General features: G+C 56.0%; 15 protein-coding genes. 8 read left to right on the top strand and 7 right to left on the bottom strand.

Translation table 11 applies throughout. The features are described 5' to 3' along the window. Positions 1-243: 243 nt before the first annotated feature. The gene (locus tag ACWIUF_RS02750; protein ID WP_448570658.1) at positions 244-1,461 is read left to right on the top strand and encodes a M20 metallopeptidase family protein; all 1,218 of its coding nucleotides are present in this window, start codon (positions 244-246) and stop codon (positions 1,459-1,461) included. Here the strand turns inward: ACWIUF_RS02750 and lpxB are convergent. The 5 genes from lpxB to ACWIUF_RS02725 form a co-directional block, all read right to left on the bottom strand. Next, positions 1,458-2,702 (bottom strand): lipid-A-disaccharide synthase, encoded by a 1,245-nt coding sequence (gene lpxB, locus ACWIUF_RS02745; protein ID WP_448570657.1) that lies wholly within the window; start codon positions 2,700-2,702, stop codon positions 1,458-1,460. The genes ACWIUF_RS02750 and lpxB overlap by 4 nt on opposite strands. 317 nt (positions 2,703-3,019) lie before the next feature. Beyond that, positions 3,020-3,853 carry a sterol desaturase family protein gene (locus ACWIUF_RS02740; protein ID WP_448570656.1) on the bottom strand — a complete coding sequence of 278 codons (834 nt, stop codon included), beginning with the start codon at positions 3,851-3,853 and terminating at the stop codon, positions 3,020-3,022. Positions 3,854-3,918: 65 nt separating this feature from the next. Next, a complete protein-coding gene (locus tag ACWIUF_RS02735) occupies positions 3,919-4,254 on the bottom strand; it encodes a hypothetical protein (RefSeq protein ID WP_448570655.1) in 336 nt (111 codons plus the stop codon). 20 nt (positions 4,255-4,274) lie between these two features. Beyond that, entirely contained in the window at positions 4,275-4,649 is a 375-nt protein-coding gene (locus ACWIUF_RS02730; RefSeq protein ID WP_448570653.1) for a group I truncated hemoglobin, read from the bottom strand. 62 nt (positions 4,650-4,711) lie between these two features. Beyond that, positions 4,712-7,021: a nitric-oxide reductase large subunit gene (locus tag ACWIUF_RS02725; RefSeq protein ID WP_448570651.1), complete on the bottom strand. Its 2,310-nt coding sequence runs from the start codon at positions 7,019-7,021 to the stop codon at positions 4,712-4,714. Between the two features lie 454 nt (positions 7,022-7,475). On the opposite strand from ACWIUF_RS02725, the gene ACWIUF_RS02720 reads away from it, so the two are divergent. The 3 genes from ACWIUF_RS02720 to ACWIUF_RS02710 all read left to right on the top strand — a co-directional run bounded on the left by ACWIUF_RS02720 (position 7,476) and on the right by ACWIUF_RS02710 (position 10,427). Further along, the gene (locus ACWIUF_RS02720; RefSeq protein ID WP_448570649.1) at positions 7,476-7,607 is read left to right on the top strand and encodes a hypothetical protein; all 132 of its coding nucleotides are present in this window, start codon (positions 7,476-7,478) and stop codon (positions 7,605-7,607) included. A 99-nt stretch (positions 7,608-7,706) separates the two neighbouring features. Then, the gene (locus ACWIUF_RS02715; protein ID WP_448570648.1) at positions 7,707-8,432 is read left to right on the top strand and encodes a Crp/Fnr family transcriptional regulator; all 726 of its coding nucleotides are present in this window, start codon (positions 7,707-7,709) and stop codon (positions 8,430-8,432) included. Positions 8,433-8,696: 264 nt separating this feature from the next. Next, entirely contained in the window at positions 8,697-10,427 is a 1,731-nt protein-coding gene (locus tag ACWIUF_RS02710) for an NAD+ synthase (protein ID WP_448570646.1), read from the top strand. A 22-nt stretch (positions 10,428-10,449) separates the two neighbouring features. Here the strand turns inward: ACWIUF_RS02710 and ACWIUF_RS02705 are convergent, their stop codons facing one another. Further along, on the bottom strand, positions 10,450-11,058 hold the full coding sequence (locus ACWIUF_RS02705; protein WP_448570644.1) for a DUF3318 domain-containing protein: 609 nt from the start codon (positions 11,056-11,058) through the stop codon (positions 10,450-10,452). A gap of 458 nt (positions 11,059-11,516) precedes the next feature. On the opposite strand from ACWIUF_RS02705, the gene ACWIUF_RS02700 reads away from it, so the two are divergent. The 4 genes from ACWIUF_RS02700 to ACWIUF_RS02685 all read left to right on the top strand — a co-directional run bounded on the left by ACWIUF_RS02700 (position 11,517) and on the right by ACWIUF_RS02685 (position 20,859). Continuing rightward, positions 11,517-13,601, top strand: coding sequence for a cation:proton antiporter domain-containing protein (locus tag ACWIUF_RS02700; protein ID WP_448570643.1), 2,085 nt, complete (start codon positions 11,517-11,519; stop codon positions 13,599-13,601). A gap of 422 nt (positions 13,602-14,023) precedes the next feature. Continuing rightward, entirely contained in the window at positions 14,024-17,356 is a 3,333-nt protein-coding gene (locus ACWIUF_RS02695; protein ID WP_448570641.1) for an adenylate/guanylate cyclase domain-containing protein, read from the top strand. A gap of 341 nt (positions 17,357-17,697) precedes the next feature. Beyond that, positions 17,698-20,109, top strand: coding sequence for a GumC family protein (locus ACWIUF_RS02690; protein WP_448570640.1), 2,412 nt, complete (start codon positions 17,698-17,700; stop codon positions 20,107-20,109). A gap of 93 nt (positions 20,110-20,202) precedes the next feature. Then, the gene (locus ACWIUF_RS02685; protein ID WP_448570639.1) at positions 20,203-20,859 is read left to right on the top strand and encodes a diheme cytochrome C; all 657 of its coding nucleotides are present in this window, start codon (positions 20,203-20,205) and stop codon (positions 20,857-20,859) included. Positions 20,860-20,915: 56 nt separating this feature from the next. On the opposite strand, the gene sds is transcribed toward ACWIUF_RS02685, so the two are convergent. Continuing rightward, the gene (sds, locus tag ACWIUF_RS02680) at positions 20,916-21,887 is read right to left on the bottom strand and encodes a solanesyl diphosphate synthase (RefSeq protein ID WP_448570637.1); all 972 of its coding nucleotides are present in this window, start codon (positions 21,885-21,887) and stop codon (positions 20,916-20,918) included. Positions 21,888-22,054 lie beyond the last annotated feature (167 nt).

Below are 22,054 nucleotides of genomic sequence, written 5' to 3'. Positions count from 1 at the left end.
CCGCCATCCCCGGTCTGCCGTCCGCTTGGCCGCAACCACTGACCTCGCGCAAAAAACGATGGCCCAGTTGCGATCTGCTACCAACAATGAGCAAGATAGCTATTAGGGGAGATACCAGGGTGGGTATGGCCAAGATCCATGCCAAGGCCATTTATCGATCAAACTTGACCATTAACAACTATGTCTTTATCTGCTATACCGATGCCCGCAGGGACACTGCTTGCGGGAGGCTCCGCGAACGCAATGCGAATCGCACCACACGTCGCGACCCAGATCCGGCCTGCCATTCGCGAGTTGCAGCCGCAACTGGTTACCTGGCGACGCCAACTGCACCAATACCCTGAACTCGGATTTCGCGAGGAGCAAACGGCTGCGTTGATTGCCCACTGCCTGGAAGCCTGGGGCATTGAGCACCAAACGGGAATTGCTAAAACGGGGATTGTCGCCACGATCGCCGGTAGTCAACCCGGACCGGTTCTCGCCATCCGGGCCGATATGGATGGTTTGCCCATCCAGGAACTAAACGAGGTGCCCTATCGCTCCCAACGGGAGGGGGTGATGCACGCCTGCGGCCATGATGGTCACATGGCGATCGCCCTAGGGGCGGCCTATTACCTAGCGCAACACCGGGCTGACTTTGCGGGTACTGTGAAATTCATTTTCCAACCGGCTGAGGAGGGACCTGGGGGGGCGAAACCCATGATTGAGGCGGGGGTGCTGGAAAATCCCCATGTGGACAATATTATTGGTTTGCACCTGTGGAATAACCTGCCCTTGGGCACGGTTGGGGTACGGGCCGGTGCCCAAATGGCTGGGGTCGAAACCTTCCACTGCACGATTAAGGGGAAGGGGGGACATGGGGCTATCCCTCACCAAACAATTGATGCCATCGTCGTTGGTGCCCAGATTATCAATGCTCTACAAACGATCGTTGCCCGTAATGTCAATCCCCTAGAATCGGCGGTGGTCACGATCGGGGAATTTCATGCCGGGAGTGCCCACAATGTCATTGCCGATTCAGCCCATATCAGCGGTACGATTCGGTACTTTAACCCCGCCTTTGAGGGGTTTTTCCATCAGCGGATCGACAGCATCATGAAGGGGGTCTGCCAGTGCCACGGTGCGAGCTATGACCTCACCTATTGGGATCAGTATCCACCCCTGATCAATGATGCCCAAATCGCTGATCTGGTGCGATCGGTGGCGGCGCAAGTGGTGGAAACCGAGGCGGGTGTGGTGCCGGAGTGCCAGACAATGGCGGCTGAAGACATGGCCTTTTTCCTGCAAGCGGTCCCAGGCTGTTATTTCTTTTTAGGGTCGGCCAACCTGGAACAGGGTCTCACCTATCCCCACCATCATCCCCGCTTTGACTTTGACGAAAGTGTCCTCAGTATGGGCGTCGAGATCTTTGTTCGCTGTGTGGAAGCCTATGGCCATGATTTTCCGAGGGCACGGGGCTAGGTTGTCGCCAGATCCCAAATCACTTGGGCAACCCGATCGCACACGCCCCCTTCCCCCAGCGCCGATCGCAGTTGCCGATAGTCGGCCTGCATCTGTTGTCGGCGTTCCGGGTTGAGCAGTAAATCAAGGCTTGCCTGGGCGATCGCGTCAGGCGTGGCCTGATCCTGGAGGAATTCCGGCACGATCGGTTTCATTTCCACTAAATTCGGCGGCGACATAAAGGGAATTGAAAACCGCAACAGATGACGTGCTACCCACGCTGTCACCGGACTAACCCGGTACAACACCACCTGGGGCACCTCTAGCAGAGCTAACTCCAGGTTGACCGTTCCCGACTTGGTAATCGCTAGATCCGCCGCCGCCAGGATTGTTTCCGTTTGGCCCGATCGTACCGTGGCCCGGAGACCATACTGGGCGATCGCGGCTTCGATGGCCGGACGGTAGCGTTCTAAGGATAGGGGTATCCAGAAAAGGGGAGAGGAGAAGGGAGAAGGGAGCCGGGAGCCGGGAGAAGAGGGATGGCCGGGTGTTTCGTTCAGGGCGGACTGCACCTGTTGGGCGGCAGCAAACATCACGGGTAGCAAATAGCGCACTTCCTGGGGACGGGAGGCGGGGAGGAGGGCAATCAGGGGGTGATCATCGGCAATGCCTAGTTCAGCACGGGCGGCGGCGCGGCTGGGAAAACTGGACAGGCGATCGAGGAGGGGATGCCCCACCCAGGTGACGTTGGCTCCCTTGCGTTCGTAGTAGCGGGCTTCTTCTGGGAAGACGGCTAGGAGGCGATCGGTGAAGTTAACAATGGTGGTGGTATTGCCATCCCCTAGGGACCAGACCCATTCTTGGGGGGCAATGTAGTAGGCGATTGGAACGCCTGGAAAGTGTTTCCGGATCGCCCGACCCATGCCCAAATTCGGCCCCAAGTAGTCGATCAACACCACCACGTCGGGTGGGGATTCCTGAAGCGTAGCCAGAACCCGACGTTGAGCGCGCAGGGTCGGTAATACAAAGGGCAGGGATTCCAGAATACCCACCGAGCCGATTGCGCTGGTGTTGGCTAACAGCTTTGCTCCCGCTTGGGCCATCCGTTCGCCTCCCGTTGCCAGAATCTCGATTTCACCCCCCCTGGCTGCTGCTTGTTGCCGCAGGGCGGTTACCAATAGGGCACCCTGGAGGTCGCCAGACACCTCCCCCGTGCTGATAAATACACGCAAGGACGCAGCAGGATTAGGAAACTGGGACATGGGGAAGGGCCTTCGTTTGCGCATGGTGTTACGGTGCACGGCTTAGGGTTGCGAATTAGACGGGTTATAACCACTGGCCATCGCCATAGGCTAGGGGATCTAGGTTAGTAAACCACATAATAAATTTTGCAATGTTCGTAGTAACGACTTTAGTCGTAACGGGCTACAGCACTGCCATACTTGGTGAGGTACAGACAAGGGGCTTAAGCCCCTTGTTGACCAGGCTTGACCGTACTTCATTAGAGAGGGAACGGCTGTAAAGCCTGCCCTACAAACCATGTGCAATTGATGAGTTGCTGCACTAGGGGAGCACAGTTTCACACTAGCTCATCAGAATGGGGGGGGCTACGGAAGGGCAGCAACAACAGCCAGGACAGTTGAATGACTCGCCAATCTTGTTGATAGTCCGATAACCCGATCGTCATGTCTTGATCTCCCAAGGCGGGTCGATCGCGGTAGGTGCCAAATAGGTAGTCCCACCAGGGCAGATTAAAGCCAAGATTGCTATTGGTTTCCTGGGGCATGACCGAATGATGTACCCGGTGCATATCGGGGGTAACCATCACCCACCGGAGAACGCGATCGATCTCCCTAGGTAAGCTCACATTGCCATGATTAAACATCGCGGTGGCATTGAGCAAAATTTCAAAAATGATCACCGCCAGGGTGGGGGTTCCTAACAGGACGATCGCGGCCCATTTAATTCCCATTGACAGCAAAATTTCCAGGGGATGAAACCGCAACCCCGTGGTCACATCAAGGTCGCGATCGGCATGGTGAACTTTGTGCAAACGCCAGAGGGGTGGCCAGAAGTGAAACAGCACATGTTGTCCATAGATAAGCAAATCTAACACCACGACCGATAAGACCACCCCCAACCACAGGGGCAGTGCGAGCCAGGGCAAGATGCCCCAACCGCGTTCTGTCGCGATCGCCGCCAGATTAACGGCGGTCAAGGGGAATAGGGTGCGCAGGAGGACGGTATTCAGGACCACCAAGCCCAGGTTGCTCCCCCAGCGCTGGAGTTTGGGAGCGAGCAGGGGGCGACAGGGGGCCACGACTTCCCAGCGGGCCATCAGGATCAGTACGCCAAAGAAGCAGCCCAGGCGGATCAGGGGTTCGTAGCTTAAGTCAGGATGGGTCGGAGACATCAGCGATCGGGCGGTATGTGCAGGCTATGACCCATTATGGCGCGATCGTCGTTGCTGCTTGGGCCTCAGCCTGGGTCACCACCAGCGTTAACCCGTGTGAAAAACCAGACAGGGTGATTGATTTTTGGGGGTTCTGCGTGGAAAGGACGGGATGCATCTGCGATGCAATCCCGTGCTGGGCAGTGGCTTAGCTCAGGCCACCCAGGCGAACCTGCTCCCAGCACGACAAACAGCACGGCCAGGGTGGTGAGGCCCACAATGTGTTCAAATGCCAGGCGGTGCATTGGATTGGCCACGGTGCCGCTGGTTGCCAATTGCCGAATCATCAGCAACAGGATTTGCTCTTCCTTCATCAGGTGCGTGGCGAGTAAGGAACTGGAATGCCCAACGCACCGGGGCATCGAGCATTCCAGATGGAGCCTTACTGATTCAAAACATCTTTTTTGTGTTGCGGTGCAGCGGCGATCGCGGCCACTTCTGCTCGCAGTTCTTCAGAAACCCCAATCTCTTTCAAGGTTTCCATCAGGTTTTCAGCGACCGCATCAAAGTGTTCACCATTCAAGCCCTGCTGCTCGACTAATGCTTTGTGGGCCTCTCGCATATAGCGACCGTTGTATTTGTCGGTGCCGCCAAAGGCATAGGTGAGAAAATCCTTCTGATGTTGCCGTTGCTTGGCCATATCGATATTGGCAAAGAAGTGCTTGATGCGGTCATCTTGCAAGACACGCTCGTAGAACTTATCAACGGCTAAGTCAACCGCAGCCGCACCACCGAGTTTTTCAAATAAAGTCGTCATGTGTTCTCCTTTTACTGGATGCTGGGGTCATGGTAGCGCTAATTTATGGGGCAAATTGACGGTTAACGAATGGATGGCGACGCTGGTAAGGACTCATCTGGCTGAGCCTGGGTCGGTTGCTGGAAAATCCCCACCACCGATCGCCCGACACAGTAGACCAGCATCATTGCGCCTACGGTGAAGATGATGTCGCCCGGAATGCGGAGCCACACGGTCCACTGCATCCAGGGGGAACTGATCACCTCGGCGCTGCGGGCGTACCAGGTGCCGTGATTCACCGATTGCACCAGTTGATAGAAGCCGTTGGGAATCAACCCACATACCATCATCACCACCAGTCCGGCGTTGATCCACCAGAAGGAGAAGTTGAGGTTTTTCTCATCCCAGGCGCGATCGGGTGTAATCTCCCGCAGGGCAAATAGCATCAGGGCGATCGCCAGCGAACCGTATACCCCGTACAAGGCCGAGTGGGCATGGATTGGCGTCGTATTCAGACCCTGGGAGTAGTAGAGGACGATCGGCGGATTGATTAAGAACCCAAACACGCCCGCCCCGACCAAGTTCCAAAAACAAGTCGCAATGAAAAACTGCAGCGGCATCCGATAGAACCCTTGGGCTGCCTGGGAGAGCTTCAGGGACTTCACCACCTCAAAGCCAATCAGGGTCAGGGGCACCACTTCCAGCGCCGACGCCACCGACCCCATTGCGGTAATAAACACGGGCGTTCCGGCAAAGTACAGGTGATGCAGCGTACCAATCACGCCGCTACCGAGATAGAGAATCGTGGTCAGATAGGTCGCGCGCAAGGCGGAGGACCGCTTGAGGAAACCGAGTTCGCTACACAGGTAGGCGATCGCCACCGTGGCAAACACCTCAAAGAACCCTTCCACCCACAGATGCACCACCCACCAGCGCCAGTATTCCGCAATACTCAGCGGCGTATGGTTGGTATACATCAAACCGGATGCATAGAACAGGGGAATTGTAATCGCACTGTAGAGGAAAAAGTGATTCAATCCCGTTTTGCTGCCTTCCGCTTGCAGCGCCGGTTTGAGGGCACGGAACATCAACCACAGCCAGAACACCATGCCGCCAATCAGCAACAGTTGCCAGAGGCGACCCAGTTCTACATACTCATAGCCCTGGTGCCCAAACCAAAAGCTTTTGTCGCCCAAGTAGCCTTGTACCCCCGCCCAGGCACCGACGAGGGAACCGAGAACGACGACGGTGAGTGCTGCTAACAATCCCCCATTGCCCCAAGCTTGGAACTTGGGTTCGTGTTTGCCAAAGCGGGGGCCAAAGTACAATCCCGCTGCTAACCAGCAGGTCGCAATCCAGAACACGGCCAGTTGCAAATGCCAGGTGCGTGACGCGGCATAGGGGAGGTATTGTTGAATCGGTACGCCATAAAAGCCATCGCCTTCAACGGCATAGTGGGCAGTGACCATGCCCATCAGGATTTGCACGAAGAATAGGGCCATTGCCACGCCAAAGAACAGGGTCGTCACCTTTTGGCTGGGGGTAGCAAGGCGAATCGCCGGACGCGCTGCCACGGGCTGCACGTCTTCTGCATCTTCCTGGGTGAGATACACGAACAGGAAGAGGGCGATCGCGGCAATCAGCACAATCACCGACACGATCGACCAGATCAAAAACTGACCCGGTGCCTGGTTGCCGATTAGGTCGTCATGGGGAAAGTTAGCCGTGTAGGAAAACGGCGCATTGGGACGATGGGCGGCGGCGGCCCAAGCCGTCCAGGCAAAGAACGCTGTCACGTCCCGAATTTCGGTAGCATCGGTAAACCAACCGCTGGGGATGGAATGTACCGCTGAACCGTTAGACAACAGGGTTTGATAATCGGCAAAGACCTTTTGCAACCCCTGGGTTTGGGCGGCGGTTAGCGTCAAAGTCCCTGTATCGGGATCATAGCGGTTCGGCTTGAATTGGTTGCGCACCTCCACCTGTAGCAAGGCGCGATCGCTCTCTGACAAGGCTTCCCAATCCGCCTGATCGAAGTTGGCATCGCCATCATACAAGACACCTGCGGTGGCCAAGCCCCAACGGTGCAACACATCCGCCGTCCAATCGGGTGCCAGATAACTCCCATGTCCCCACACACTGCCAATGTGCTGTCCGCCCCTCGCCAGATAGGTTTCCTGGCCGTGTTGAATGTTGTCCTGGGTTAGGATTACGGTTTGCTGGGGTGAAACTACCGTGGCGGGAGTCGGTGGGGCATTTTTGTAAATTGCGGCCCCGGCTGCAATTAAAACCGTAAAAGTGACAATACAAATCAGCACCAGCCAAGCTGGTAGGCTGAAGGGCCGTGGGCGATCGCGGGTTGCCACAGCTATATCAAAGGTTGGGTTCGCCATGATTGCGGTTTTTGACAAATATCTGTAAATAACGCTAATTGCGACATACTCAAGTGCTTGAGAATACCTTGTTCGTCTTTGGGAATGCGTCTTACCTGTAGAACGCTATTAACACCTGATCATGTACTTGCCAAATAAGCGTAGATCAATAGCCTTCATAAGGCCTTGACTTAAGTCAAAGGGGATCTTGAGAAATTCTTAATTCTGGAATACCAAGGTACCGAAAACAGGGATACCCTGCCAGAGAGACCGGCCTGAGACAGGGGGCTAACGATGCAGTGGTAAATCCCCCCACTACGTTTGGCGACGATCGGGGCTGCCGGTGTTCTCAGCGATGAAGCTTAGACAATCAAGCAAGGTAGGTAGTCCAGGGGAGCGGTAGTCTAGGGGAGCAAGTGGTGCAACATCCCAGGCATCCCATAAACTGGAAGGTATAGACATGGGAAAGCTCAGGATGGTCATTCAACAACCAACGCCACCGACGCCTAACGCGGTCACCTCCATTAGCAACGTGACCCTCCTGCCTGGTGACACCATTCCGTTTCCCCCTGCCGATCTCTGGAGTGGTGCCCCCCCTGGAAAGTGATCTACATTGTGAGCAAAAACCTCTGGCTAAATTACAAGCCCTTGCCCCAGCGCAACGATAGGCATTAGGAATTGGTGAGAACTTAGTAGCGAATTAACGATGCTTCATGAATCGGCATTGGTGAGTTGGTTACACACGACGCTCCTGTTTCGGGATCTTTCGCGATCGCAACTGGTGTCCTTGCTGGACATCACCCAGCTACAAACTTTTAGTAAAGGTGACCTGATTTTCCAGGAGGGGGGTGAAGCTACCGGTTGTTTCGTCATTAAAACAGGACGCATCAAAGTTTTTAAGATGTCACCAACGGGCAAGGAACAAATTCTGAATATTTTTGAGGTGGGTGAAAACTTTGCCGAAATTGCTGCCCTAGATGGTAAACCTTTCCCTGCATCCGCAGCAGCACTAGAGTTTTCCGAATTGCTATTCTTTCCCAGGGAGTTGTTCCTAGATTTACTCCGTCAATCGCCTGACATTACGATCAATATGCTGATTAGTCTTGCACAACACTCCCGACATTTAGCCAGGGTGATTGAAGATCTCTCCTTTAAGGATGTGCCACAACGGTTAGCCACCTATTTGCTCAACCTCAGTGAGGCCTACGTTGAAGGATCGCATCCCCCTTCCCCGCCTACTCACGTGATCACCTTAGACTTAACTAAAAGCCAACTGGCGGCGATCCTAGGCACAGTTCCAGCAACCCTTTCCAGGGCATTTTACCGCCTCAGTAGTGAGGGTTTAATCGCGGTGAATGGTCCCAAAATTGAATTACGCGATCGCGATCGCCTGCAAGCCTTCAGCCAGTCCTGCACCCAATCGGACGGCTAGGGTTGAGTGGAAGACTGCATGGGTCTCTGGGTTGCTAAGGATGGTTTCGTAATCGGTGAACTGGCCATTGCCCTAGCCTCATTATCCCAGTCTGTTGATTTCGCTTTGTCGTTGCTCGTAACAGTAAACTTTGGTGTTAGGCTTGATGTCTCCATTGTCGGGGCGGGGCATTGACCATCTACAATTTAAGACCAACTAAAGTTTAATACTAGAATTTAATACTAAAATTGTCCTCAAGGACGAGGTTTCAGACCCCATCTTCCGATGAAAATCGCGATCGCCCAATTAAATCCCACGATCGGGGATCTGGTCGGTAATGCCCAGCAAATTGTGCAGGCAGCGCAACGGGCCGCCGATCGCCAGGTGCAGCTTCTCCTTACCCCGGAACTATCCCTCTGCGGCTATCCCCCCAGAGACTTGCTGCTAAATCCTAGTTTTGTTGCCGCAATCCAAGCCGCGTTGCAAGCGTTAGCCCAGGAGCTACCGCCTCACCTTACCGTCCTAGTGGGGACAGTGGAACCTAATCCCCAAGCCCAGCAAACGGGGGGTAAGCCCTTATTTAATAGCATGGCGCTGCTCCAGGCGGGGAAAATCCAGCAACGCTTCCATAAGCGCCTATTGCCCACCTACGATGTATTTGACGAAGACCGCTATTTCGCGGCGGGCCAGGTCCCAAACTGCTTTGAACTCGAGGGCCTGAATATTGGCGTAACGATCTGTGAGGACCTGTGGAACGATGAAGAGTTTTGGGGCCAGCGACGGTATTTACATAATCCCATTGCTGATTTGGCGGCGATCGGGGTGGATTTGACCATTAACCTCTCGGCTTCGCCCTATACCGTTGGTAAGCAGAAGATCCGTGAGGCGATGCTGGGGCATTTGGCCCGCCGTTACGACCAGCCCATTCTCTATGCCAACCAGGTGGGGGGCAATGATGATCTGATTTTTGATGGCAGCAGTGTGGCGGTGAACCGGTGCGGGCAGTTAGTCGGACGGGCCGCTGCCTTTGGGACGGATTGGCTAGAGTTAACGTTTGACCCCCAACGAGGGGATTTGTTGCCGGGGGCGATTGCCCCGGCCCCCGTGCATGAGACAGCAGAAATCTGGCAGGCGTTGGTATTGGGGGTGCGGGACTATGCTCGAAAATGTGGCTTTAGCAAAATTGTGCTGGGCCTGAGTGGGGGGATTGACTCAGCCCTAGTGGCGGCGATCGCCGTGGCGGCCCTCGGCCCCGATCGGGTGTTGGGGGTGCTGATGCCCTCTCCCTACAGTTCGGACCATTCGGTGCGGGATGCCCTAGCGTTGGTTAAGAACCTGGGAATTAAGCATCAGATAGTGCCGATCGCAGACCTGATGCAGGGGTTCGATCGCGCCCTAGCCCCCGTCTTTGGCGATCGGCCACCAGATATCACGGAGGAGAATATCCAATCCCGGATTCGGGGCACGTTATTGATGGCTATCTCCAACAAATTAGGGCATTTGTTGCTCTCAACGGGTAACAAGTCAGAAATGGCGGTGGGCTATTGCACCCTCTACGGTGACATGGATGGCGGGTTAGCTGCGATCGCCGATGTGCCCAAGCTACAAGTCTATGCCCTCTGTCAGTGGTTAAATCAGGGGGGCTGGGGGGGTGACCCAGGGCCGGGGCAGGCCGTGATTCCCGAAAATATTCTGACTAAGGCCCCCAGTGCCGAATTGCGTCCTGATCAGATCGATGCCGATTCGCTGCCGCCCTACCCGATCCTTGATGACATCCTGGCCCGTTTGCTCCAGGAACATCAATCCCTCGAGGAGATTGTGGCAGCGGGGTACGACGCGGCATTAGTCCAAAAAGTAGTGACCCTGGTCGATCGCTCGGAGTTCAAACGTCGGCAAGCCCCCCCCGGCTTGAAAATTACCGATCGGGCCTTTGGCACAGGCTGGCGAATGCCGATCGCCAAACGCTGGCAATGGTATCACCACCATTACCGCTCACGTAGCTTGCCGCAGGATTAACAACGCCCCGATGGCAAGGTATCTATTCTTGGCGCACGGCTGCCGGTACGGTGACGGTGGATAGCCCCGCGATCGCCCGCAGGTTTTGCGAACGCAGCAATTCCGTAAAATTCAGCGTAGGGCGATTTTCCAAATTCGCGATCGCCGCAATCCCCTCCAACAAATGACGGGCGGCATCCGCTGTGGAATACCCGCGCCGTTGGGCAGTTTGCAACGCTGCTTCATCGGCCTCTAGCTCCCGTTGCGTTTGGGATTGGCTGCGCCAGAGTTGCACCACCCCGATCGTACTCAGCCCGCCAGCCATCAGGATACCCACCGCATCTCCCTGGGCAAGTTCGACCACCGCACCCACAAAACCCGCCACAATCAACCCCTGGTAAAGGTCTGGCTTAAACCAGCGAACCCCCAGGGTCCAGGCAACGGCGCGTAGGAGCAATAGATCTCGCTGCGGGCGAGGCAGGCGGCCCCATAGGTCAAAATTAATACTAATCAGGCGGGTTTGCCGCCACGGCGGTGGCAATTGCACCATCAGCACCGATCGCTGTTCCGGACGACTGACCAGTTTGGCATGCATTCGTCCGGAGGCTGGCATCAGTTCCCGCAACCGGGCAATTTCCGTGTCTGGATTCATACGCTTCCCTGGCCCTCACGATCCTGAATACATAAACGCTCCCAACCAGCAGCGAAAATTTGGGTCTGGAACCCTGTTCTGCCAGGAGGGCTTTGCACCTCACCGGTTAGCCGCCCTAAGGTCAAAGCTGGAAAAGCCGACAACTCCCGTTTCTATCCTACGCCCGAACCCGCATCGCTGCTGCACCGGATGGTCGGCTGTGTGCCAAGGCGTTTGCTCCGCATCGCCGGAAACTGCGTTGGGTACAGCAGGGGGTAAGTCGAAAACAGAGAGGCTTGCGGACGTAGGACAAGACTAGGGTAACCGTGATAGTTAGGAATTCCCCCCTGTCTTCAGGGTGGGGTGGATGTCCACTATAGTTGGGGACATGAGAAGCTGCTGGGGTTGCCAACTGGGCCTGCCCCGTCGGGGCAAGATCCCTGCCGTGATTTCTCTCCCGTTGTTAAAGGTTTGCACCGATGGCACAGCTAACAAACTGGCTGCCCGATAGCCCCCTGGTTGCTTTCACCATCTTACTCCTGGTGATCCTGACCCTACCACCGATTTTTGAGCGGTTTCGGCTGCCAGGACTCGTGGGTTTATTGTTTGCGGGCATGATCCTGGGACCCGATGGTCTGAAACTGCTCGACCCCAGTTCTGATGTGATGAAGTTGCTCTCTGACATTGGCAAAATCTATCTCATGTTCGTGGCGGGGATGGAAATTGATCTGGCGGAGTTTCGCAAAACCCGGGAGCGATCGCTCAGCTTTGGGATTGCAACCTTTTTGATCCCCTTGCTCGGCGGTACGCTGGTGGGGCAACTGTTTGGTATGGGGCTGAATACGTCGGTGTTGATTGGGTCCTTGTTGGCCTCCCATACCCTGCTGGCCTACCCGATCGTCAACCGTCTGGAAGTGGTCCGCACGGAAGCCGTGGCCATTACTGTGGGGGCCACGATTATTACTGACATTGCGGCCCTACTGATTTTAGCGATTTGCGTCTCCATCCATGTGGGTGAGTTTTCGACCGTGGGCCTTGTGACGCAACTGGCGGCCCTCGCCGCTTATGTTGTCTTTGTCCTGGTGGGGTTTGATTGGGCAGGGCGGGAATTTTTCCGGCGATCGGGCGATCAGGAGGGTAATCAATTTCTGTTTGTCCTGGTAGCGGTTTTCCTCGCCTCCGTCGGTGCCCAGGTGATCAATATTGAGCAAATTGTGGGGGCCTTTCTGGCAGGGTTAGCAGTCAACGATGTGGTCGGGCGCGGCCCCGTAGAAGAAAAGATCAAGTTCGTCGGCAGTACCCTTTTTATTCCCTTTTTCTTTGTCGGGATGGGGTTGCTGCTGTCGGTATCCGGCTTTGTGGAAACCCTGACCACCGACTGCCTCTTGACCCTGGCGATCGTCGCCACGTTAATCGGCACCAAATTCCTGGCCGCCCTCGTGATCAAATACCGCTATGGCTATCAGTGGAACGAAACGCTGACCATGTGGTCCCTGTCGTTACCCCAGGTGGCCGCCACCCTAGCCGCCGCCTTAGCGGCCTTGAAGGTCGGGCTAATTGCGCCGTCGGTGTTCAAAGCGGTGATTGTCCTGATGCTGGTCACTTCGATTTTAGGCCCTATCCTCACGGCTCGCTTTGCGCGTACCTTGACGGTTCCCAAGGTGCCGATCACGGGTGAGCTGGAAATGCCCCGTGAACTAGATGACGGTGCTGCCCTCACGACCGATGCCTACGCCTGTCACGCCTATCGGGTCGTTGTTCCCGTCTATAACCCCTCCACCGAGCGTTACCTGATTGAAATGGGGGGGCTGCTGGCCCGTAGCGAGGGGGGGGAATTGATCCCACTCGCGATCGCTAAGGCCCACATGCACATGGACGAGCCGGAATTGGACGCTGCCCTGCAACGTAGCCATAAGCTCCTGCAACGGGCGATCGCCGTCAGTCACGAATTCCAGGTGAAAGCCACCCCCCTGGTCCGCATTGATGATGACATCGCCCACGGGATTAGTCGTACGGCCCGGGAACAGGAGGCGAGTCTGATTGTCATGGGCTGGAGTCCACGGCTGGGCTTGCGGGCGCGGCTCTTTGGCAATGTGATTGATAGTGTCTTTTGGTCGGCCCACTGTCCGGTGGCCGTGATGCGGTTATTGGAGGAACCCATCAATATTCAAAGCATCCTCGTGCCCATCAAAGCGCTGACGGCCTCGGAACTGCGGACCCTCCGCTTTGCTCACCTGTTTGCCAATACCAACCAGGCCCACCTTACCTTGCTCCATGTGTGCGATCGCCAAACTTCCCCCGCAGCCATTGCTGCTTTCGAGGCGGAACTCGGGGCTGCCAATGCCGCCATTCCTTCCCAAGCCACGGTTGATCTGTACACCCGCACTAGTGACGACATTGCTCAAGCCATCCTTAAGGCGGCCCTCGGCCATGACATGGTGGTGCTGCGATCGGTCCGACGGCGCACAGCCGCAGGCCTAGCCGTGAGTGATGTCACCACCCAGGTCCTCGAAAGTCTTCAGTGCTCGATCGTCTTACTCGGCGAACCCTATGCCGGACGCTGAAGCGATCGCTCATGGCAATCCTGGCTTTGGTGCTTAGCGAACTGGAGCACGTCTTTAGCAACGATGGCAGCGGTCAGAACGGCTGGTAAACCTTTTCTGGTCGGGTGTCTTTCTGGGGCCAAATTCCGAGATTTGTCCTGTCTTAGGGGTAACCTGACGAATAACTAGGAAAGGTACCTATGCTTGGGCAACCTTGTCCGTAGCCATGGCTCCCTGGGGGCACCCCCGTGGCTCAGGGTGGCTGAGGTCAGCCAAGATGACACATAATCGCAATAATAGGGGAACACAGGTGGTAAACCCGGGGCGGCGTTGGCCCATACGCCAACAGCGAGTGTGTCAACCGCGTCCGCACAATGGCACGGGAGGGACCCAATGCTCCCGGTGCAAGCGCTCAGGGATTCTGGCAGGAATTAATGACATCCATGAGAGACGAAGATAAAACCAGAGAACAACTCCTGGCAGAGTTAGTTGCACTCCGAGCGCGTTTAGATGAATTGGAGGCCCTTACCCCCGCTGCTCCCCTGGGGGCCTATTGCCAGATTCCCGATAACGCGGTTGAAGGGTTCTACCAAACTACGCCTGCGGGTCAGCTCTGCCAGGTGAATACGGCCTTTGCGCGTCTCCTGGGCTACGACTCCCCCGATGACTTGTTGGCACGGACAACCACGATCGCCCAACTCTACATGGATGCCCGTGCTTGGCCAGACCTCGCCCAGCACTTGGCAATGCACGGCGAAGTCCTAGGACGGGAAAGCCAAATCTGCCGCCGGGATGGTCAACCGATCTGGGTGGCCGAATATGTCCGCATCCGCCGCGATCCCCACAACGGCCAACCGTACTACGAAGGCTCGTGTATTGACATTACCCCCCGCAAACGGGCAGAAATGGCCCTACACCAGGCCAATCAGGAACTCGAACGGGCCAATCGGGAACTGGCGCAAGCCAACGCTGAATTGGAGCAAGCTAATACAGCCTTGGAACGTCGGGTGAGGGAACGGACCACGGCCCTCCAGGCGGCCCATGATGATCTGGTGGCTGAGGTTGTGGAGCGATCGCGGGCTGAGACCGATTTGCGGCGGGCCAAGGAGCAACTAGAGGCGATCCTGGAGGCGGTACCGGGGATCGTGTCCTGGGTGAGCGCCGATCGCAAGTACCTGGGGGTAAATCGCCAACTGGCCGAGATGTTCCACTTCCCTAGGGATGCCTTCGCGGGTCGGGATATTGGCTTCCTCGGTGTCAGCCCTGATTTTGAGCAGTTCATGGACGACTTTTTCCGTCGGCCTGAGTTGGATGCCTATGCGGAAATCACGGCGCAGGTTGATGGGGAGAGCCGCAATTTTGTGATTGTCGCCCAAAAGTACGATCACGCGCAGGCGGCCTTTGTGGTGGGGATCGACATCACCGAACGGCGGCGGGCGGAAGCCGAGTTACGGGACTCCAAGGAGCAACTGGAGGCGATCCTGGAGGCGGTGCCGGGGATTGTCTCCTGGATCAGTGCAGATCAGCAGTATTTGGGGGTCAATCGGCGGCTGGCGGAACTCTATGGCCTGCCCCGGGAAGCCTTTGTGGGACAAGACATTGGCTTTTTAGGGAGCAGTAATGACTTTACTGAATTTGTGCGCGAGTTTTTTGCCAGCCCCGAATCCGATGGGTTCCGGGAAATTGCTGCGATCGTTAATGGTGAAATTCGCAATTTCCTGATAGTTGTCCAGAAATATAACCAGGGACACTCTGCCTTTGCCGTGGGCATCGACATTACCGAGCGCCGACGGGCGGAAGCTGCTTTGCACACCACCAAGGATCAACTGGAAGCCATCCTAGAAGCAGTCCCCGGCTTTGTTTCCTGGATCAGCGACGAGTTGAAATACTTGGGCGTCAACCGCTATTTAGCGGAAATGTTTGGCCTGTCCCGCGAGGCATTTATCGGACAACCGATCGGCTTCCTGGGCAGCAGCAATGATTTCAACCAGTTTGTGCGCGACTTTTTCGCCAGTTCCAGTTGGGAAACCTCCCAGGAAATTTCTGCCCGCGTGGGGGGAGAACAGCATCACTTCCTCATGGTGACCCAGAAATACCACGAGGGCAAAGCTGCCTTCTTCATCGGTATTGATATCACCGAGCGGCTGCGCATGGAGGCGGCCCTACGGGAAGCGGAAGAAAAATATCGCGGCATTTTTGAGAATGCGATCGAAGGGATTTTCCAAACCACCCCTGAGGGTCGCTACCTCAGCGCCAACCCGGCCCTAGCCCGCATGTATGGCTTTGAAAGCCCTGCTGACTTGATGGCCTATTTCACCGACATTGAGCAGCAGCTCTACGTTGACCCCAAACGGCGCATGGAATTTTCCCGCTTGATGCAGGTTCAGGGGGCCGTGACCGACTTTGAGTCCGAGGTGTACCGCCGCGATGGTAAGCGCATTTGGATATCGGAAAATGCCCGTGTGGTGACCGATGCAACGGGACAAATCCTCTGCTACGAAGGGACCGTCGAGGATATTACCGAGCGCAAACGTGCCCAAATAGCTCTGCAACAGGCCAATGAACGTTTGGAAGAACGGGTCGAGCAGCGCACCGCTGCCCTGCGGGAAGTGAACCATCGCCTGCGGGTGGAAATTGCCGAACGGCGACAGGTGGAACTGGCCCTGCGCAATTCCGAAGCCGAACTCCGTGCCCTGTTCGCTGCCATGACCGATGTGATTGCCGTCTTTGATGCGGAAGGTCGCTATCTTAAAATGGTCGCCACTAACTCCACCCTGCCCTACAATCCCCATGAGGAGCGGGTCGGGCGCACGGTCCATGAGGTGTTGCCACCGGACTTGGCCCAATGTTTCCTGACCTATATTCGCCAGGTGTTGATGACGGGGACGACCTACAGTCTGGAATACAGTATGCCGATGGGTAGCTTTGCCCACCCACCCACGACCGACCCTGAGGGCACCACAACCCCGCCACCGGCAACGGCCTGGTTCTCGGCCAATGTCTCGCCCATGAATGACAATATGGTGGTGTGGGTGGCCCGCAATATTACTGAACGCAAGCGATCGGAGGAAGCCCTGCGCCAAGAGCAGCAAAAGTCAGAGCGGTTATTGCTCAACATCCTGCCCCAGCCGATCGCGGAGCAACTGAAGCAAAAGCAGGATCAAACCCTGATTGCGGAACGGTTTGAGCAGGCGACTATCCTGTTTGCCGATATTGTGGACTTTACCGGTTTGGCCAGTAATGTGACGCCGGTACGCTTGGTCCGTATCCTGAATCAGATTTTTTCGACCTTTGATCATCTGGCAGAGCGCTATGGGTTGGAAAAAATTAAGACGATCGGCGATGCCTATATGGCTGTGGGGGGGCTACCGGCTCACCGCGATGATCATGCGGAAGCCGTAGCCGATATGGCCCTAGCGATGCAACAGGCGATCACCTGCTTCCTCCGGGATAACCAGGAACCCTTCAAGCTGCGGATTGGCGTGAATACGGGGCCGGTGGTCGCCGGGGTAATTGGTCTGAAGAAATTTGCCTATGATCTTTGGGGGGATACGGTCAATATTGCCAGTCGGATGGAATCCCAGGGCATTCCCGGCAAGATTCAGGTCACCGCAGCGACCTATCAACGCCTCCACGATCGCTACCAATTTGAATGTCGTGGCGAAATCGAAATCAAAGGTCGGGGGCCAATGACCACCTATTGGCTGGTCGGTAAACGTAACCTTGCGCCGGATGATCCCCTGCTCTCACCCACCTGTGAATTCCAGCAACTTTAAGGGACAGAATTAGGGAGCAGATTCAGGGGACAAGCCCAGGGTACACACGGGAGGGAGCATGATTGCCAAAGAAACCGGTTCACAACCTTTTGGGAGTCAGATGGGGTGAAGCTTGTTTAAAGGAGTGGTCATTCGGCCCAAATTGGACAATCATAAAAAATAGGGCACCTCAAAAAAGATCACGTTTTACAACTGTGTCCACACAATCATCAGGGGGTGAGGCAGGCGGCGGCGCCCGCCTCAATTAATCGTAATCGAGGCTTCCAGTAGCAGGGTACAGGCTGTCGGCTCTAAACAAGTGCTTGGGTGATGTGTCAAGTAGGTCAAGTGGGGGGATGGTAATGCAGGGCAATAGTACAAACCTGAGGCAAGAGACCGAGCGACGTTTGGAATGGAATGAGCAACCCCCACTTCCTGCAAATGGCATAGAGGAGGCTGATGCCAGTGCTGACGCCCAAGGCTTTAACCTGCGTCCCCTGCTGAGAACCTGCTACCGTAAAGCCTGGCTAATCCTACTTACTACCAGTCTATTCGGCGGCTTAGCCTGGTATCAGAGTACCCGATCGGTGCAGTCTAACTATACAGCCAGCTTTAAACTGCTGGTCGAGCCGGCCACCACTGAAGGCAGAATTGTCCAACCCACAACCTTAACCCGGACGGGCGGGGGGGTTCCCAACGAGGACCTGTATGCGTTGGACTACAGTACCCAAATTCAGATTCTCAAAAGCCCAGATCTCATGGTGGATATTGCTACCGCCGTTCAGCAGGCTTACCCCGACAACCCCCTGTTTAGCAATTTCCATGCGGACCAACTTGAATCCCTAACGGTTGAGCGGATCAGTGTCAAGGACGGCCCTCGGACCGAAGGTACCCGCATCCTCCAGGTTAGCTTTCAGTCCCCTGATCCCCAGTTGACGGAGGTGGTTCTGGATGCTGCCGCCGATCGCTTCCTGCGCTATAGCCTGGAGGAACGAACAACCTTAATTGGTGAAGGGATTCGCTTTATCGACACCCAACTGCCAGCGGTGCAGCAACGGGTTACCCAACTCCAGGCCGCAATCCAACAATTACGGGAACAACAAGCAGCCCTAAACCCAGAAACCCAGGGAGAACAACTGCTCGAACAGGCCCGTAACCTTGAAGCTCAGAGGCTACAAACCCGCCAGGAACTCCAGGAACAACGGGCGCTCTTTACCGCGCTCCAGCGTCAATTGGGTTTAAACCCACGGGATGCGATGATTGCGTCAGTCTTGAGCCAAGACCCTCGTTACCAGAGTCTATTGACCCAGCTAACGGAAACCGATGCGGAAATTGCTGTCCAGGCCGCCCGGGTGCGTCCGGAAAGTTTGGAGTTCCAGGCCCTCTTGCGTAAACGGCAAAATCAGGAAATGCTGCTCAGACAGCAACTGGCGCAAACCCTAGGGGTTCCCAGTGAACAACTGGCGAATCTTTCCCCCACGGCGGTTTTTCAGGATAGTCTACGCCTCGGTTTAATCCAGCAAATGTTTACCACCCTGAACCAAATCCGCGTACTAGAGACCCGTGAGCAACAATTAAACCAAACTGCGGCTGGACTCGTCCCCCTGATTCAGCAACAGCCTGCGATTGTGCGGCGCTATTCCGAGTTACAACAGCAACTGGATATTGCCACCCGCACCCGCACCCAACTCCTCACCCAACGGGAGGCCCTACGGCTCGAAAGTGCCCAAACTCAAATTCCCTGGGTGCAATTAACCCAGCCCGAAGCCGCTGAGGTTCAGGGGGGGAGCAAGTCTAGTCGCTTAATTTTGATGAGTCTCATGGCGGGGGCGATCCTGGGGGTAGCGGCGGCTCTTGGTCTTGAAAAGCTGCAAAATGTTTTCTTTGAACCCGATGATCTCAAAGATGCGGCCAAGGTGCCGATGCTGGGTATTATTCCTCGCTACAAGGGCCGCGAACCCCTCACTTCCCAATCCCTGCTCAAACTATCGGTACTGGAAGATAGTAGTGGTACGTTTGCACCTTTTTTGGATGCCTTTGATGCTCTGTATACCAGCCTCCGTTTCCTGCGGCCCCAAGCCCCCCTAAAGGCAATGGTGATTGCTTCCCCGACGACGGGAGATGGCAAATCAACTATTGCGCTACACCTGGCGCAGGCCGCAGCCCTGGCGGGCCAGCGGGTCCTCCTGGTGGATGCCAATTTGCATTCGGCGCAGATTCACCTGCGGCTGGGGATGGAAAATCATCGCGGCTTGAGCAACTTGTTAACCGGTCGGCTGCGCAAGCAAGCGATTCAGCAAGCCATCCAACCCTCCCCTTTGGTGAAGAATTTATCGATTCTCACGGCTGGCCCACCGATCTTGAATGCCGCCCGTCTCTTTGCGGCCCCCCGCACGCGTCTACTGATCGAACGTCTCCAGACCCAATATGACTGGGTGATCTTTGATGCACCTGCCCTAACAGATGCACGGGATGCTCATTTTTTGGCTGACTACACCGATGGTATTGTGATGGTGGTTGATATTGGAACGACTCACCGCTCCAAAACGTCTAGGGCTTTAGAGCAATTGCAGACGTTTCATTTACCCATTCTGGGAATGGTTGCCAATTATGCCAGTCACGATAAACGGGATGCCAATCTGGCTCATCCGACGGATACCCCACAGGTTATGTCGAAATTTTTTACCCACCGTACCCCGTCAGAGCCATCTCCTCCTACCCCCCCCTCTGAACGATCTGTGGCCGATCGCGTCTATACCGATCCCCGTGGTTGAGTTAGGACGAGCGGCGGTTTGGCTTGGGATCTGGCTAAGGTCTTCCTCTACGATCGCTAGCCCCGGGTCCCTACGCACGGGTGGGGTAGGTTTATGATCATGCCTGTTCTCCGGACGGGGTATGCCTGTGCCGATCGCTTAGTCCAGCGATCACGGCGTTACCCCCGGCGTTTCCTGGCCTGGGTGGCCCTTCTGTGCCTCCTCGGCAGCAGCCTGCTGCTGGGAGTGGGTTTGGCCAGGGCAACCACGACGCCTTATGCCCCGGGTGCTGGGACAGGGGGGGTTACTGCCCAGGCAATCCCTTCCCTGGAAGTGCAACAATCCCCGCAGCGCTCCTGGGAAAGCCTACCGCCGATCGGGACGGTTGATCCCACCCCCCCCGCCTATCGGCTGGGCCAAGACCTCTACCTCGAAACTTGCCAAGGCTGTCATGTGGCGGTTCCCCCAGCGGTTTTACCCACTGAAACCTGGCGGCAATTGTTACAGGACTCCCAGCACTACGGACAACAGCTTACTCCCCTCGTTGATCCGGCGCGGTTGCTGGTGTGGAACTATCTGCTCCTGTCTTCCCGTCCCCACGCAGCGGATGAAACCATTCCCTTTCGCCTCCAGGAGTCTCGCTATTTTCGCGCCTTACATCCTAATGTCCCCCTGCAACGCCCCATTACGCTAGCGGGTTGTGTGGGCTGCCATCCGGGTGCGCCCAAGTACGACTACCGTCGCCTAACAGCGGACTGGTCCGCGCGTTAGGCAAGCTCCCCCCGGGGGGTTGGGAGCCTGACCAGAGGACCCAGGAAATATCAGGATCAGTAAAGCCGACTCAGGGTATACTCGGCCAGTTGTACGAGACATTGCTGGGATTCGCTGGCCGGGAGGTCAGCCAAGTAAGCGATCGCGGTTTTGGCATGCTGGGCCGCCAGTTCCCGCGATCGCTCAATGCCGCGACTATTACAGACCAGGGAGAGGGCCTGTTCCAGATCGCCTGGTTGCGCAAACTCCCGTTCAATCAAGGTTTCCAGGAAGGGGTGCTCCTCCAGGGCAAATAGGACCGGGGCCGTTAAATTGCCACTGCGCAGATCCGAGCCTGAGGGTTTCCCCAGGACCTCAGCAGAGGTCGTAAAGTCAAGAATGTCATCGACAATTTGAAAGGCTAGGCCCAAATAGCGCCCATAGTAGTAAAGATTTTCCTGAAGGGCGGGCGACACCTGGCTCAGAAGGGCAGCCGCCTTGGCACTATTGGCAATGAGGGAGGCAGTTTTGTAGTAGCTTTTCTCCAGATACGCCTCTAGGGAAAGACTGGCATCGAAGCGGTTTAACCCCTGGCGAATTTCCCCCTCCGCCAGGTTCATAATCACTTCCGAGAGGAGCTTGACCACCTCCAGGTTATTGAGATTGGCCAAATACCAGGAGGATTGGGCAAAGAGAAAATCCCCCGCTAAGACCGCGATCCGATTCCCAAATCCCTGGTTAACCGTTGGCACCCCCCGACGAATTTCCGCCTCGTCCACCACATCATCATGGACTAAACTGGCCGTGTGGATCATCTCTGTAATTTCTGCAAGGCGCTGGTGCTGGGGACTGATGGCCTGGTTGGGTAGGGTTGCTCGCGAGATTAACAGGACGATCGCTGGTCGCAGCCGTTTGCCACCCGCACCAAACAGATGCTCTGCCGCTGCATACAGGATGGGATGGCGGGCACCGACCAGGCGCTTCAGATTGTCTGTCAGATCTTGTAGGTCGGCTTCAACGGGGGAAAAAAGGGATTTGACGGAAGTCATGGGCGAGCCAGAACCAGCAAATTTACGAAATTTTACATTGTCTGTCCCTATTCTAAGCTAACCCTCTGAAATTCTGATGCTCAATCGCAAATCTTACGGGGACTAGGTCCCTACCCCTAACCGTTCAGGGTCCCTGCCTGGCCCATTCCTACCCCCCCGCCCGCGAT

The organism is Trichothermofontia sp. (assembly GCF_053493415.1).
The sequence above is the reverse complement of the archived record's forward strand: the minus strand, read 5'-3'. Positions and strand labels throughout refer to the sequence as shown.